The following is a 14435-nucleotide window of genomic DNA, read 5'->3' as shown; positions in this document are numbered from 1 at the left end:
CTGGAATTATGTTAAATTCTTGACTGAGCCTGTGCCGATTATTTTTAGCAAACTCTCCTAGCTCTCTATAACCTGAGTATCCTAGCATTGTTCCCAGTATTATTACTACTAATACTATCCATAAAGGGTGTCTTTTTCCTTGATCTTTCCTAAAGTCCTTGACTTGTTTCAGTTTTTCTATTAAGCTCAACATATATTTCAAAAGTTGGCGGTCACTCCTCATTTTACCTGACTGTGATCGCTTTTACTTTTGATATTCTGATGGGAGAATGAAACAGCCCTAGGGGGGCAGGGGGGGGAGAGTCCGGTCTCTGGATTCTTAATGGAGACATTGAGAATCTAAGGTGTCTCGTTGAACAAAGAATTTCCGATAGTGATAGGTCAAGAATTCCCCGTCACAGGGTAGCTTGACGGTGGGAGTATGTCAATTCGACGATTAGATACGCGGGCAGCTGACTTAATTTCCCGAATATTTTCCGATTAATCTCTGGAGAGTTCAGGAATGGTTAAGATGTTCAAAGACCGATTTATCACCGATATCGTTGGGGAGAGGTTGGCTTAACTTTCCCAGGGCAAAGATAACGAATAAAGTCGCCCAGAGAATTAATAGCCCCTTTTCCCAATTTAAGGGCAATATCCCCAAAAGATGACCGAGTAAAAGGGTGGGAACTAGAGGGGTTAAAAACTTGGTTTCTAGACGATTAAAACAAAAAGCTTCTTTGAAATAAATCCCCGTGAGACTAGCAAAAATAAAGCCCACACCCAATAAACTCACCGGATGGTTATAGACAAATTCTAGGGGAGAAAGGTGAGAATAGAGACTGAAAATTAGGGAAGTAATCGCCCCGATTAGCCAAAAAACTTGCAGGAGACGATGGAGGGGAATTAAATATATATGAATAGTCAATAAACTGATGCCTAACCCCAGACAAAAACCAATGTATAAAAGGTTAGTCAGGGGCAATAATTGCGGTCGAGTGAGAACTATAATTGTAGCGACAGCGAAACTAAAAGCCGCTAAATTTAACCCCAGACGGTAGAGACGCACGCCTAGGCGATCGCTATCCGTAATCGTAAACTCTCCGAATTGACCTTGATAAACTCGATCGACAGCAGGGGAAGTCATTATGCTCTAAAGAAAAAGGGAAGCTTAGAAAAGATCGACTACAAATCATCTTAAGCTTAAATTATGCCAGTAGCCCCACTTCTTCCCCCTCTCGGCTGACTAATTGCGAGTTTAGTAGTCAATCAAGCTAAAAATTATGATTAATTGCGATAAAAAAATATATATGTTATTTTACTGCGTCTTTCTTGTTTTAACTTCTAATTCCTTGTCATTTCAGTAATTCTCTTTGGTGCCAGAGACTTTTATGAACTCAACTAGCGAAATTTTGATCGTGGGCGGTGGTATCATCGGATTAGCGATCGCTGTCGATTTGCAATTGCGCGGGGCAAAAGTTACCCTCCTAGTTCGAGATATAGCTCAGGCCGCTAGTCGTGCGGCTGCGGGAATGTTAGCCCCCCATGCGGAAGGAATTCCCCCGAGTCCGTTTCTCGATCTTTGCCTGCAATCGCGCTGGCTATATCCAGAATGGACTCGCAAAATCGAGGATTTAACGGGGATAAACACCGGTTACTATCCCTGTGGTATTCTTGCTCCCGTTTACGAGCTAGAGCAGCCCGTTACTACCGAGGAAGTGAATAAAATTTGGTTAGACAGCAATGCAGTTCATCTCTACCAACCCGGACTAGGTAAAGATGTGATCGGTGGTTGGTGGTATCCCGACGATGGACAAGTGGACAACCGGCAGCTAGTGACTGCGCTGCAACAAGCGGCCGAAAATTTAGGGGTAGAAATTCGCCAAGGCGTAGAAGTCCACGCCATACAACAAAAGCAGGGAAAAGTCAAGAGTATTTATACTTCAATTGGGGAATTAGAAGCAAAAATTTACATTTTAGCGACGGGATCCTGGGCTAGTCAACTTTTACCCCTCCCTATCCATCCCGTCAAAGGTCAAATGGCCGCGGTAAAAATGCCCCCTAACCAGACCTTAACTAGGGTTTTATTCGGTCCCCAAACCTATCTGGTTCCCCGTCGCCATGGTCGTTTAATTATCGGGGCCACTTCCGAAACAGTGGCCTGGCAAACGGGTAATACACCCCAAGGACTGCAAACCCTTTTTGCGCGTGCTACCCGTCTCTATCCCCCTTTAGCTGACTGGGAAATCGAGGAAATTTGGTGGGGATTCCGTCCGGGTACAGCGGATGAATTGCCCATTTTAGGCCGCAGTAGCTGTGATAACCTGATTTTAGCCACCGGTCACTATCGTAATGGCATTTTACTCGCTCCTGTCACGGCTTCCTTGATTGCCGACCTGGTGATTAATGACAAAGTTAATCCCATTTTGACCCATTTTCGCTGCGATCGCTTTAATCAACCATCACCCGTTACTATTCCACCTATGTCCTTAACTATTATTGAGAATAAACCGCAAGCGCTTTTATCGCCCCAGAATGATCGCCTCACCATTGCCGGGAAAACCTTTCACTCCCGCTTGATGACTGGGACTGGCAAATATGCCAATCTGACCACTATGCAGGAAAGTATTAGTGCCAGTGAATGTCAGATTGTCACAGTTGCCGTTAGACGAGTACAAACGAACGCACCCGGTCATGAGGGATTAGCAGAAGCGATTGATTGGTCGAAAATCTGGATGTTACCCAACACTGCCGGTTGTCAAACGGCCGAAGAAGCGGTTCGGGTGGCCCGTTTAGGGCGAGAAATGGCCAAATTATTGGGACAGGAAGACAATAACTTTATTAAACTCGAAGTTATTCCCGATCCTAAATATTTATTACCCGATCCGATCGGAACTTTGCAAGCGGCTGAACAATTAGTTAAAGAAGGTTTTGCCGTACTGCCCTATATTAACGCCGATCCTCTCTTAGCCAAACGTTTAGAGGAGGCTGGCTGCGCCACGGTTATGCCCCTAGGATCGCCGATCGGGTCGGGACAGGGGCTGAAAAATGAGGCAAATATCGCAATTATCATCGAATCGGCCAAAATTCCCGTGGTGGTAGATGCCGGGATCGGTACACCCTCAGAAGCAGCCCGGGCCATGGAAATGGGGGCCGATGCTTTATTAATTAACAGTGCGATCGCTATGGCGGCCAATCCGGTTATGATGGCGCAAGCCATGGGAATGGCGGCAAAAGCGGGACGTTTAGCCTATTTAGCGGGAAGAATGCCGATTAAGTCCTCTGCTAGTCCTAGTTCCCCCCTGACGGGAACGATCGCCTAACCGATTAAGCTAGGAATGGGCTGTTTTCAGCTATCGTGGGCATGGCCAGCAAAATTGACTAGAATAAAAGAGGTGGAATCATGACTGAGAATCTGCCGGGCAATTACCGTCATGGCCGCCAATGCTGAGACTACATTTTTTGATCAGCGAGGTATATTGGCGATGATCACTAAAAATTCTTTATTATCAGGTTTGTTTCTGGGTCTGGGTTGGGTTTGCGTTAGCGGCAACCTAGTCGCAGCCCAATTGCCTATCAGCGAGCGTTGTTTAGCTGAGGCTGAATCCTGCGCTTACCAAAAATATCCCCAATACAATCAGCAATTAGACTTTCGCACCAGTCCCCAAATCGAGCAGCGCCGACTGAACACGATCGACAATCAATGCGGTAGCATTAATGCCTCTCGTTGTCATAATCTGCGTCCGCAGGTGCAAGAGCTACAGGAAACTCCCACCCTGCAGCAATTGCGGGAACAACAAATTAGAATCATCGAAACCCGTTAAAATAGGGGAGATTTGGCTATCTCCCCCCACACCACACCTCGATAAATCCCACAATTAACGCACTTCAAACAAACGATTATCCGGTAAATTACTAATCGCTCGCTGGAGACTATTCAAGGATCTATTGTAATCGACGATCGCCTGTAGATAACGGCTTCTGGCATCGGTTAAATCCCGTTGGGAGTTGATCACATCCGTTTGGGTTCCCACACCCGCCTGAAAGCGTAACCGGGCTAATCGCAGACTTTCCGTGGCCGATTCAATGCTTTTTTGCGAGGTTTTGATGTTTTCTTGGTTAGAAATCAAACTATAGTAGGATTCCTCCACCTGAAGGCGGATTTCATTGCGACGGAGGGAGAATTCCGTATCGGCGCGATCAATATTTCTTTCCGCTTGACGGGCGCGAGCAAAAGCACGACCACCATCAAAGAAAGTCCAACGAATCCGGCCGCCGACGCTAAAACCATCGCCAAAACCAGCAGCATCACTGAGATCGTTGAGGACATTATACTCGCCCAAAAGGTCCACTTGAGGAATCACCGCCGAAATAGCGATCGATCGGTCTTCTGCGCTAATTTCCCTCTGTAAGAGTTGTTGTTCTAATTCCGCACGATTTTTATAGGCTAAAACAATACTATCATCAAGACTTAAGCCCCAAGTTCCCGCCTCGCGAATCTCATCGGCAGCGGTTAACTCGATGTGCTGACCGACACTCAATACCTGTGCCAGTCGCCGTCGGGAAATACGCTGGTTAGAAATCGCCCGGGTTAAGTCTTGGTTAGCGTTGGCCAGGTCAACTTCCGCCTGTAGGACAGCAAATCGGGTTCCTAGTCCAGCTTGCTCCAATAATTGTGCATCGCGTAAACTTTGACTAGCATCTTCGATCGAGGCTTGGGCGATCGCAACTTGGGCATCACCCCTCTGCAATTCATAATAGGCATCGGTGGCATCAAAACGAGTTTGTTCCGAGACTCGTTCCACCTCTAATTCCTGTTGCCGGATGACTTTTTGGGCCCTTTTGATCTGGGCTGCCCGTTCACCCCCTGTATAAACCCCATAGACGATGCGAACACTACCCTGAAAGTTGGTACTATCTTCGGGTGTAACTGCTGGGATTCCCTGTTGACGAGCTAACTCATTCTGTCTTTGGGCAGCTGCCGATTGATCTTGACTGAGACTGGTTTCCGCTTGGGCCGTGGGTAATAAGGCCGCCTGTTGTTCCTTTAATTGGGCGCGAGCGATTTCTAAATCGACCCGGGCTGTCTGTAAGGTCTGATTATTTTTTAAAGCTAATTCGATCGCTTGATTTAAGGTGATCGGTTGTACTACCCTAATATTCACCTCATCCGGTTTGGTGGGAAAAATCAGGGGATTGCCACTAGGATTAAGATAATTAGGGGCCTTGGGATCCGCTTCCGTGGTTGCCGGTGCCGCCGATGGACCGGGTAATTGAGAAACTGGATTGGCAGCAGGTTGGGGTTTCTTCAATAAATCGGCAGCGGACTGAGTTTGTGCCTTAACCGAGGATTCAGCCAAGAAAACCAACCCAAGCACCGCACTCACGGTAATACCATAACGCAAGAGCAACATGAGTATCTCGAAAGTAAACAGTAAACGATAAGAAGTAAACAAGCTCACACCACTATGTTGGCCGATTACTAATTACCGATAGTAACACGGGAGCATGAAAGCCACCGTCTTTTAAGCACCAGCTAAAATGAGATTCGATGGATTTTGAACGGGACATCAAAACAGCATTAGATTTAGCCCAATACTTATAGGAGTTTCTCTATGGCTACAATTCAGACTTATCCTTGGGATGCAGCAGATCATTTGAAAACAAAAGAAGATATCGCTGCTTATCTGGAAGCTGCCCTCGAAGATGGCGATCCTAGCTTAGTAGTGGCAGCATTAGGCGATATTGCTCGTTCTCAAGGGATGACTCATATTGCTCACCAGACGGGTTTGGGACGGGAGAGTCTTTATAAATCTTTGTCGAATCGGGGTAATCGGTGAGTTTGCTACAGTTCTTAAGGTTTTGCAAGCACTTGGGTTACGCCTGCAAGTTGTACCCATTATCTAGGGTGTGCTGAAAAAGTTTGTTGGTGGGGTTAAGCAGTCAGAAGTCAGAAGTCAGGAGTCAGGAGTCAGTAACCGGTCGTCGGGAGTTTCAGGCTTTGTTGCCCTCTCTTTTTTTACCACTTTATGTACTATAAGAGGGATAATGCAAGGTTTTTGAGAGTCCCAATCCGATTTTCGCAGCATGAACATCGGACTTTAACAGGTCAAAAGCCTTATTTTAAAAGGGTTTTACCATTATTCAGCAAACCCTATCTAAAAATGCCCCATCACTAATCCTACCCCCTCCCGACGCGGATCGCCCGTAGCGGTTAACTCCCCCCAATCATTCACTGCCACCCCATGCACACCCCCAAAAAACATATTTTGTTCTTGCCACCGGGATACTTGAGTATTTGCGGGTAAAACCAGATTTTCGAGCAGATTTTCCCGATCTTCTAGGGGTTCAATTCCTAATTGTTGATTTTCCCAATGTATGCGCGAGGCCCCGATCGCATCGGCTAAAGATTGCCGAAAATCGATTAAATTACTAATAACCTGCAAAATAGCGGTGCGAATGCGATTGGAACCCCCAGAACCGAGAACAAATCGCGGCTTTCCTTCCTCTAAAATCATCGTCGGCGACATCATTGAGGATAAACGACGATCAACGGGCCAATTGTGAAAACCAAAGGGATTTAAGTCCGCTTCCCCGATCATATTATTGAGCATAATTCCCGTCCCCGGCACGGTATAAGCTGATCCTTCGCCGTTGGAAAAGGTGGCACTGGCGGCATTACCTTCCCCATCGATAATGCTAATATGGGTGGTACTGCCCCATTTATTGGCATATTTGCCTAAAAATTGCGGCGAGAGGAACTGCTCTGCGATTCCCTCCTGATGGATAAAATCATCGTAGCCTTGAACCCGCGCTTGATTGGTTAAGGCCATCACTTCCGTTAAAATTTGCAGATGTTTGGCTCCTAGAGGCTCTAAAGCCGATAAATTGACTGTTTCCAGTAATTTTAGCGCAAAAGCCAGGAGAATTCCTCCAGAACTAGGAGGCGGATTGGTCAGTATTTCGTACCCGCGATATTGGGTTTTTAGGGGTTTTCTCTCAAGGACTTGGTAATGACTTAAATCCTCTAGGGTAAGATAACCTCCCTCCTGCATATCCTTGGCGATTTGGTGGGCGATTTCTCCCTCATAAAAGTCTTTTACGCCTTTTTTGCTTAATTCCTCTAAGGTGTTGGCCAAATCCCTCATCACACAGCGATCGCCAGCTTGGAGGAGTTTTCCTTGGGGAGCATAGACTTTTAAACCCTCTCGATCTTTGAGCAGGATCGAAGCGAGTAAACCCAGGCAAAAGCCGTTATATTGGCTCAAAATGTAGCCTTGTCGAGCATATTCGATCGCTGGTTCTGCTACCACGGCAAAGGGCAATTTTCCCAGTTTTTTCTGTACTGTTTCCAGTCCCCGTAATGCCCCGGTCGTAGCGATCGCACCTCGGCCAATGTGAAAATCTTGACTAGCACCCCCAAAATCGATCGCCACTGGGTAAAAGTCGATCTTTGTCAAGGGTTTTTTAGATTTGGGAGTTTGACAAAAAAAATCAAAAAGGGTATTGACTTTTTCCTTGGTATGTGCTAGTAAAAAACCGCCGCCCCCCGCCGAAGCGAGGGTGAATTCGACCACGAAAGCCGCTAAAATCGAGCCAACAATCCCATCGAAGGCATTGCCGCCCATTTCTAAGATTAATTGTCCAGCTTCGGCAGTTTTTGGATGTCCTGCGGCGATAGCGCCCTTGCTTTTGCCAGTCACGATGATTCAGTTATCAGTAAACAGTAAACAGTTATCAGTGGTTAGTGGAAATTATGAATTATCAATTATGAATTATGAATTGGCAAGTGGGGAAGTGGGGAGAAAAAAGCTGCCTCCTGCCGACCGTCTCCTGTCCCCCGAATAGGGCTATTTTTGCAACTGCTTAACCGCTTGATAGATTTCGGGTAAACGCTTGTAAGCGGCTGCTGCCTTGAGGAATAGTTTATGAGGCATAGCAGGAGAGCCGGAAACCACTTCTCCTGCCCCGATATCGTTGTGAATGCCAGCTTGGGCTGTTGCGATCGCACCATCCCCGATTACTGCTTGATTGGCAATGCCCACCTGTCCCGCTAAAATAACGCGATTGCCCACTTTTACGCCTCCTGCCATGCCTACCTGTCCTGCTAGGGCGCAGGCTTGGCCAATTTGGCAATTATGGGCAATATGGACGAGATTATCGATCTTAGTCTGGCTACCGATGCGGGTTTCTCCCACTGCCGGGCGATCCACGGCGCTATTACAGCCAATTTCCACCCCATCTTCTAAGACCACGATACCGGATTGTTCCATCTTAAACCAGCCTTCGGGAACCGGCACAAAACCGAAGCCCTCAGCACCGATAACAGCACCACTGTGGATAACGCAATCATTGCCGATTTGTACCCGTTCATGGATAGTACAGTTAGCGTGGAGAATTGTGCGATCACCAATATGCACCCCGGGGTAAACAACGGCGTTAGGATGAATGCACACGCCATCACCGAGGGTGACATTGGCTTCCACCACGGCATGGGCCCCGATGGCGACTTTATGGCCGATTTTAGCCGATGGATGCACCACGGCGGTGGCGTGAATGTAGGGTTGGGGCTGAAAGGGTTGATAGAATAATTTGATGGCGTGGGCGAATAAAAGTCGGGGATTGGCACTAGCTAACCAAGCGATGCCGCGTTCGTCGGCCTGTTGTTGTAAATTGGTATCCAGGGGCAGAATTAGGGCAGTAGCCTCAGTTTTGGCGACAAAGGAAGCAAATTTTCCCCCTTCGATATAGCTAATGGTATCGACTAGGGCGCTTTCGATGGGAGTTATGGCTTTAATTTGGGGATTTCTGTCGGGATAGGCAGTTAAACTGTGAGCAGAGACTAAAGGGCTTAATTTTTGGGCAATTTCACTAAATTTCATAAATATATACTGCGATCGAGATAGGGCTGATGATAGGATGGTCTAACAGTCTAGAACTATACCGATAATCTTGTCGTTATTATAGTCAAAAAAGTTGCTAGTTTTTTAGGGAATAATCCCTGTTTCCCATTTCAACAAAGCCGATCTCGATCTAGCGCGGTTTTGGAGATAATTTTGATCTCTCCAAAACCGATTGGTTTTAGTTTTTACTGCTCGATCGAGTTAATAAAATTGACCCAAACAGTATTAAGGAGATCAAAGTTGATGGTTCGGGAACTGTTTGAAAATCTAGGTTAAAAATTCCTGACTCTCCCCACGAAAGGCTAAGATCTACCAGCTTAAAACTGGCTGAATATTTTCCTGGTCGAGAGGCAAGAAACTTCGGTAAAAAGGAGAAGTTATCACCAGTCCCGATCGCATAGATATCGCCAGCATTAGCTAAAATTGTCTGTCCTAAAGAGTTAGCTACTGTTAATCCATCACTAATCTCTAACAGTTGTAAGGATAGGTTGGCATTACCTAAAGACCGATTCCACCGTCCCCCAGAACTGTTAAAAAGAGCTTGTTCTCCCAAGTCAGAGGAATTATTAATAGTTGCCACTGATTGCATCAGTAGATTGCTATATTCCTCCCCAGTGGCAGCACTAACAAAACTATTCTGAAAAATTCCTTTTCCTGCAATTAAGGAGAGAGGAGGCAATCCTGTAGAAGTCTCAGGAATGCGATTATTGCTGTTAGTGGGATTAACTACCGGATTACCAGACGGGCCGGAATAACTGTAAGTGCCGATACCGTGAAAATGAGGGTTTCCCTCTCGGTGAGCAACCAGAAGACTTAACCGGTTATAGTTAGGATTGGCTAATCCCTCATAGATGCCCCGAGTTAAGGTGATTTGATTATCCACCCCGATATAAAATTCGGGCAAACTCTGACCAATGGCAGGCTCTTCAGCCTTAGCCACCGTTACCAGGGCGAAAGAAAGCGATAAAATGAAGCTAACGGCGATAAATGGAGATTTTGGGCTTTTTTCTCTTATTTTATTGCCAGCACAAACTAATCCTACCCTAGAGACCTGTAGAACCATGATTTCTCTCATTAATTGGAATGATAATCATTATCACTTTAGCGAAAAACCCTTGTTGCGATTGACTTTTGCCAAAAAAGTTAATTTAAGTTAACGTGAACAATGCTGTCCCAATAAGTTGCCCGGGCATCTAAAGGGGTCGAGGTGGATCAAGGAACAGGCAACGCTGGAACAGCAGCCGGTTCTCTGGGGATGAGGCCAAATCCCGTCAAAGTTTATCTTGATCGGAAAAGATCAACAAGGCTGTGTTAGGTTTTGCAGTGGGGAATCTGGGTTAAAATAGACCGAGAAAGTTAACAAAAAAATTGTCTCGCTCAAGTGGGCGAAAATCAGCTTATGACCCTTGCGGTGGCGATCAAAAACTTAAAAAAATCCTACGGTCAGACAGCAGCGGTTAAAGATATCTCCTTTACCGTGGCAGCGGCAGAAATCTTCGGTTTACTCGGTCCCAATGGTGCGGGAAAAACCACCACGATTCGCTGTCTTTGCACCCTTGCTAAACCCGATGGCGGCAAAATCGAGGTGGGGGGTGTCGATGCCCTGAATAACCCCAAATCCGCTCGTAAACGCCTAGGTTACGTTGCCCAAGAAGTCGCCCTCGATAAAATGCTCACGGGCCGGGAACTGTTGCAACTACAAGCGGCTCTATATCACATTCCCGCTCAAAAGTCAAGAGAGCGCATCAAAGAATTAATAAATCTTTTAGGATTAGAGGAATACGCCGACAAAAAAACGGGGACCTATTCCGGCGGCATCAAAAAACGGCTGGATTTAGCGGCGGGATTACTGCATCAGCCGGAAGTTTTGGTGCTGGATGAACCGACTGTAGGCCTCGATATCGAAAGTCGTTTGATTGTCTGGGATTTTCTGCGACAATTGCGGGCAGCTGGAACCAGTGTATTAATTACCAGCCATTATCTCGAAGAAATCGACGCTTTGGCCGATAACTTGGCAATTATCGACAATGGTATCGTCATCGCTCGCGGTACCCCCTCACAACTAAAGGAGCAGCTGGGCGGCGATCGCATTACCCTAAAAGTGCGAGAATTTTCCCCAGAGGAAGAGGCCCTAAAAGCGAAAGAGTTATTATCCCGTCTGCCTTTTGTCGAGGAAGTAATCGTTAATACCGCCCAGGGTAACTCCCTGAATCTCATCGTCACGGCCAATAGCAATCCTTTAAGCAAAATTGAACAAACCCTAGCCGAATCGGGATTACCGGTGTTTAGCATGGCCCAATCCCGTCCTAGTCTCGATGATGTCTATCTAGCGGCCACCGGACGCACCCTGATGGATGCGGAAATTGCCGCCGCCAGCAGTCGCGACCTGAAGGCGGAGAAAAAACAAGCGATGAAGGAATCCTAGTCCGGCGAGTAAGGCTGTAGTATTGCCTAATTGTCCCGTTAAATCCTCTATAATTGGAGCGATCGACTATCTATCAATCAATATGAAAGATAAACGGGTATTGCTGACCGGCGGTACGGGGGGACTGGGTTTAGAAGTCACTCCGGCGGTTTTACACCATGGCGGTCATCTGACCATGACCTATCGGGAGGAAAGGGAGGTAGGTCGTCTGAAATCTCGGCTGAGTGCGGCGGAATTTGAGCGTATTCGCTTTGTCAAGGTGGATTTAACCCAAGAAACTGCCGTGGCTAGATTAATTGATGATCTCGGTCGGGTCGATGTTTTAATTCATCTAGTCGGGGGTTTTACCATGGGGGCGACGGAGGAGTTTAGCTATGAAGATTGGCTAAAAATGTTTGATTTAAACCTCCATAGCACTTTTTTACTGTGTAAACACTGTTTACGCTCGATGAAACTTCACAATTATGGTCGTATCGTCACTATCGGTTCTCGTGGTGCCGTACAACCGGGGGCAAATTTGGCCGCCTATTGTGCCTCGAAAGCGGCGGTAGTGGCTTTAACCCAAGCGATCGCAGAAGAAACCAAACAGACTAATATTACTGCTAACGTGGTTTTGCCAAGTGTTATCGATACTCCCAGCAACCGGGAAGCGATGGGAGAGGCAAGTGCCAAGGACTGGGTAAGTCCCCAATCTCTAGCCGAGGTGATCTGTTTTCTGGCAGGGGAAGGAGCGAAAGACTTGCGCGGGGCGGCAATTCCCGTCTATGGTTCCCTGTGAGTGGTTTTTGTCTTCGGGCTGATACACTGATAACGGCGCTCGCTCTTGCTAAAAATTGGGGTTAATTTATGCTTATTCCGATTCTTATCAGTCTTACTATCTTACTTTTATCCTATCTGCTCGGTTCGATTCCCACGGGTTATTTAATCGGTAAATACAGCAAAGGTATCGATATTCGTGACTATGGTTCCGGTTCCACCGGGGCCACCAATGTGCTGAGAACTCTGGGAAAAACTGCCGGGGCGACGGTGTTATTAATTGATATGTTAAAAGGAATGGCGGCGGTGGCCTTAGCACGAGGACTATATTTTATTGATGTCAATCCTCTCCCAGAAAGTTGGTATTACTGGTTAATTATCGGGGCAGCATTGGGGGCAATCATTGGTCATAGTAAATCGATTTTCTTGAATTTTAGCGGGGGTAAATCCGTCGCCACCGGTTTAGGGGTTTTATTGGTGATGAATCCCTTAGTGGCTTGCGGAACTTTGGCGAGTTTTTTGGTTATGCTCGCACTTTTCCGGATTGTTTCTTTAGGTTCGATTATCGGGGCGCTGGTGGTGAATATTTTAATGGTTATTTTAGGTCAACCTCTCCCCTATATTTTATTTAGTTTGATGGGGGGAATCTATGTGATTGTTCGTCATCAGGGTAATATTAAAAGATTGTTGGCAGGGACGGAACCAAAAATAGGTCAGAAAGTACAGCAATCATCGGAAGTAAGTTAAATCGGGTCTGCTGAAAAAGTTTTTCGTGGGCGCAGGGTGTGGGGTGTAGGGTTTTACCCATTTTCAGGGAAAAAGTGCCTAAATTTCCCCCCCGATCACCCCAATGTCTGGCACTTTTTGATTTCAAAAAGGTCTAAAAGTTTTATCCAACAAGGTTTTTAGATTTATTCAGCAAACCCTAATTAAGACTGTCTGCTGTGGTTTTTAACCAGAGGATAAAACTATTAATATCTTCTTGAACTTGTAGCCATGTATTATAATAGTTATTAACCAGATTTTCTAGTTTTTGTTTTTCCAATTCAAACCCGTAGATATTGCGAACAACGTGCCGAAAGCTTAGGTATTCATTAAGTTTATGTACTGTATCTTCTCGTAATACAGCAGGACGATAATCTTGAGGGTTGCTCATACGATTTAATAGCCTTCTATGCCAGTCATAACTAGATGGTAAGCCACCATTTAACTCAGAAGCGATAATTTGAAAAATTCGTTCACATCCTGTATAGAAGTTATGGAGTTTTAGGGCTAAACTTTCGGCACAAATATCGGCTAGTGCCGGGTTGGTTAGCATTTCCGCTTGAACTAAACGCATCTGGCTTTCTAGCCGATTTAATCTATTAACTTCAGTGGCAATATCAAGGGCGATTTCTTGTAATTCACTGGCACTCATCGGACGCATAAAGACATTCTCCTGTTTGCAAAACTCTGTTAAGAAAATGAGGTTCTAAGTCTTCTATAGGCTTTAAATCAATCCAGCGGTCGCTAATTAAATTAACTTTTCCTAAAGCTTGAAAAAAACTTTCTGGGGGTATGCCAGCCACGGCTAGATCAATATCAGAGGTTTCCTGAAATTTACCTTTAACTAGAGAACCAAACAGGATAATTTTTGTAATTGGGAAATTTTCTTTTAAATAATCAATAACTGGCGGAAGATTTTTCCTAGCCTCTTGAGCTAATTTTTGATTATATTCCTGCTGTTTTTTTTGGCATTTTTGCCAGTATTCAAGATAGGGATTATTGACCGACATAATCATTATAGTATCGAGGATTTAGTTTAAATTTCCGCCCATTGTTCAAAGAAAATTTGAATATCTTTTTCTAAGTTTCTGTAGATTTTTCTTGCCCTGTCTAAATTAACTTTCAATTGCTCATAATCAATATTTGTGCCGTAGGCATGACGAAAAAAGTGCCGAAATCCTCGCAAACTATTTAACAAAGCGGCGGTTTCTGAAGAAATAAAAGCAGGACGAATTCCGGGGATAGGGACAGTCATTCTGTTTAATAAGGCTGTATGCCATTGCCGAGTATCGGCAATATGATTTTCAAAACAGGTAGCCACTATTTTAAGTAAATCCTCAGTGGCACTGTATAAATTGTGGATTTGATAGGCAATGCTTTCTAGGCGAATGACATCATCGGGATTAACACCTTCGGCTCTAACAGCTAGTTTACCATCGATCGCTTTGATTAACTGTAATTGAGCATTTATAGCAATTCTCTGACTCATGAGGTACAGTAGCAACAGTGAGTAAACCAATTGCGAATATCTTTTTGAGTAACTTCTAACATAGCTAATTCAATCCCTTCTATTAAGTCTTTGTAAGTTCTCGCCTTCAGTTTTCTTA

Annotated in this window: 15 protein-coding genes and 3 pseudogenes; 8 read left to right on the top strand and 10 right to left on the bottom strand. The window is 45.4% G+C overall.

What is annotated here, in order from left to right:
• A partial coding sequence (locus ACE1AQ_RS07225) for a transposase family protein (protein ID WP_374808137.1) occupies positions 1-193 on the bottom strand: 193 nt, incomplete at its 3' end.
• 104 nt (positions 194-297) lie between these two features.
• Here ACE1AQ_RS07225 and ACE1AQ_RS07220 point away from each other — a divergent pair.
• Positions 298-411 (top strand): annotated as a pseudogene (locus tag ACE1AQ_RS07220) (transposase); the annotation flags it as partial.
• A gap of 85 nt (positions 412-496) precedes the next feature.
• On the opposite strand, the gene ACE1AQ_RS07215 reads toward ACE1AQ_RS07220, so the two are convergent.
• Positions 497-1126, bottom strand: a complete 630-nt coding sequence (locus ACE1AQ_RS07215; protein ID WP_008203308.1) for a DUF2301 domain-containing membrane protein — start codon at positions 1124-1126, stop codon at positions 497-499.
• 244 nt (positions 1127-1370) lie between these two features.
• On the opposite strand from ACE1AQ_RS07215, the gene thiO reads away from it, so the two are divergent.
• The gene (gene thiO / locus ACE1AQ_RS07210; RefSeq protein ID WP_110545966.1) at positions 1371-3302 is read left to right on the top strand and encodes a glycine oxidase ThiO; all 1932 of its coding nucleotides are present in this window, start codon (positions 1371-1373) and stop codon (positions 3300-3302) included.
• Positions 3303-3413: 111 nt separating this feature from the next.
• Positions 3414-3803 (top strand): hypothetical protein, encoded by a 390-nt coding sequence (locus tag ACE1AQ_RS07205; RefSeq protein WP_008203311.1) that lies wholly within the window; start codon positions 3414-3416, stop codon positions 3801-3803.
• A gap of 54 nt (positions 3804-3857) precedes the next feature.
• Here ACE1AQ_RS07205 and ACE1AQ_RS07200 read toward each other — a convergent pair whose 3' ends face one another.
• The gene (locus ACE1AQ_RS07200; protein WP_008203312.1) at positions 3858-5393 is read right to left on the bottom strand and encodes a TolC family protein; all 1536 of its coding nucleotides are present in this window, start codon (positions 5391-5393) and stop codon (positions 3858-3860) included.
• Positions 5394-5594: 201 nt separating this feature from the next.
• Here ACE1AQ_RS07200 and ACE1AQ_RS07195 point away from each other — a divergent pair.
• A pseudogene (locus tag ACE1AQ_RS07195) lies at positions 5595-5886 on the top strand (addiction module antidote protein).
• A 251-nt stretch (positions 5887-6137) separates the two neighbouring features.
• On the opposite strand, the gene ggt reads toward ACE1AQ_RS07195, so the two are convergent.
• Entirely contained in the window at positions 6138-7682 is a 1545-nt protein-coding gene (gene ggt, locus ACE1AQ_RS07190; RefSeq protein ID WP_008203317.1) for a gamma-glutamyltransferase, read from the bottom strand.
• Position 7683: 1 nt separating this feature from the next.
• On the opposite strand from ggt, the gene ACE1AQ_RS07185 reads away from it, so the two are divergent.
• Positions 7684-7827, top strand: a complete 144-nt coding sequence (locus tag ACE1AQ_RS07185) for a hypothetical protein (RefSeq protein WP_159036974.1) — start codon at positions 7684-7686, stop codon at positions 7825-7827.
• A gap of 2 nt (positions 7828-7829) precedes the next feature.
• On the opposite strand, the gene lpxD is transcribed toward ACE1AQ_RS07185, so the two are convergent.
• Together lpxD and ACE1AQ_RS07175 are read right to left on the bottom strand one after the other, a co-directional pair.
• Complete coding sequence (lpxD, locus tag ACE1AQ_RS07180; RefSeq protein WP_008203320.1) at positions 7830-8861, bottom strand: UDP-3-O-(3-hydroxymyristoyl)glucosamine N-acyltransferase; 1032 nt, start codon at positions 8859-8861, stop codon at positions 7830-7832.
• 199 nt (positions 8862-9060) lie between these two features.
• Positions 9061-9945, bottom strand: a complete 885-nt coding sequence (locus ACE1AQ_RS07175; RefSeq protein ID WP_008203321.1) for an all3515 family Zur-repressed PEP-CTERM protein — start codon at positions 9943-9945, stop codon at positions 9061-9063.
• 336 nt (positions 9946-10281) lie between these two features.
• Here ACE1AQ_RS07175 and ACE1AQ_RS07170 point away from each other — a divergent pair, with 336 nt between their 5' ends.
• The 3 genes from ACE1AQ_RS07170 to plsY all read left to right on the top strand — a co-directional run bounded on the left by ACE1AQ_RS07170 (position 10282) and on the right by plsY (position 12810).
• Positions 10282-11307 carry a daunorubicin resistance protein DrrA family ABC transporter ATP-binding protein gene (locus ACE1AQ_RS07170; protein ID WP_002783999.1) on the top strand — a complete coding sequence of 342 codons (1026 nt, stop codon included), beginning with the start codon at positions 10282-10284 and terminating at the stop codon, positions 11305-11307.
• 82 nt (positions 11308-11389) lie between these two features.
• A complete protein-coding gene (gene fabG / locus ACE1AQ_RS07165; RefSeq protein WP_106909309.1) occupies positions 11390-12085 on the top strand; it encodes a 3-oxoacyl-ACP reductase FabG in 696 nt (231 codons plus the stop codon).
• Between the two features lie 68 nt (positions 12086-12153).
• The gene (gene plsY / locus ACE1AQ_RS07160) at positions 12154-12810 is read left to right on the top strand and encodes a glycerol-3-phosphate 1-O-acyltransferase PlsY (protein ID WP_008203328.1); all 657 of its coding nucleotides are present in this window, start codon (positions 12154-12156) and stop codon (positions 12808-12810) included.
• Between the two features lie 178 nt (positions 12811-12988).
• Here plsY and ACE1AQ_RS07155 read toward each other — a convergent pair whose 3' ends face one another.
• From ACE1AQ_RS07155 to ACE1AQ_RS07140, 4 genes and pseudogenes are all read right to left on the bottom strand, one after another.
• Positions 12989-13489 (bottom strand): hypothetical protein, encoded by a 501-nt coding sequence (locus ACE1AQ_RS07155; protein ID WP_008203330.1) that lies wholly within the window; start codon positions 13487-13489, stop codon positions 12989-12991.
• Positions 13467-13838, bottom strand: a complete 372-nt coding sequence (locus ACE1AQ_RS07150; protein ID WP_039900216.1) for a nucleotidyltransferase family protein — start codon at positions 13836-13838, stop codon at positions 13467-13469. Before ACE1AQ_RS07150 ends, ACE1AQ_RS07155 begins: the two co-directional genes overlap by 23 nt.
• A gap of 26 nt (positions 13839-13864) precedes the next feature.
• Positions 13865-14317, bottom strand: a complete 453-nt coding sequence (locus ACE1AQ_RS07145) for a hypothetical protein (protein ID WP_110545965.1) — start codon at positions 14315-14317, stop codon at positions 13865-13867.
• Positions 14314-14435, bottom strand: a pseudogene (locus ACE1AQ_RS07140) (IS630 family transposase); the annotation flags it as partial. The gene ACE1AQ_RS07145 and the pseudogene ACE1AQ_RS07140, both read right to left, overlap by 4 nt.

It is taken from the genome of Microcystis sp. BLCC-F209 (assembly GCF_041928595.1).
Lineage (GTDB): Bacteria > Cyanobacteriota > Cyanobacteriia > Cyanobacteriales > Microcystaceae > Microcystis.
Note: the sequence above shows the minus strand (reverse complement) of the source record. Positions and strands in the feature narration are given on the sequence as shown.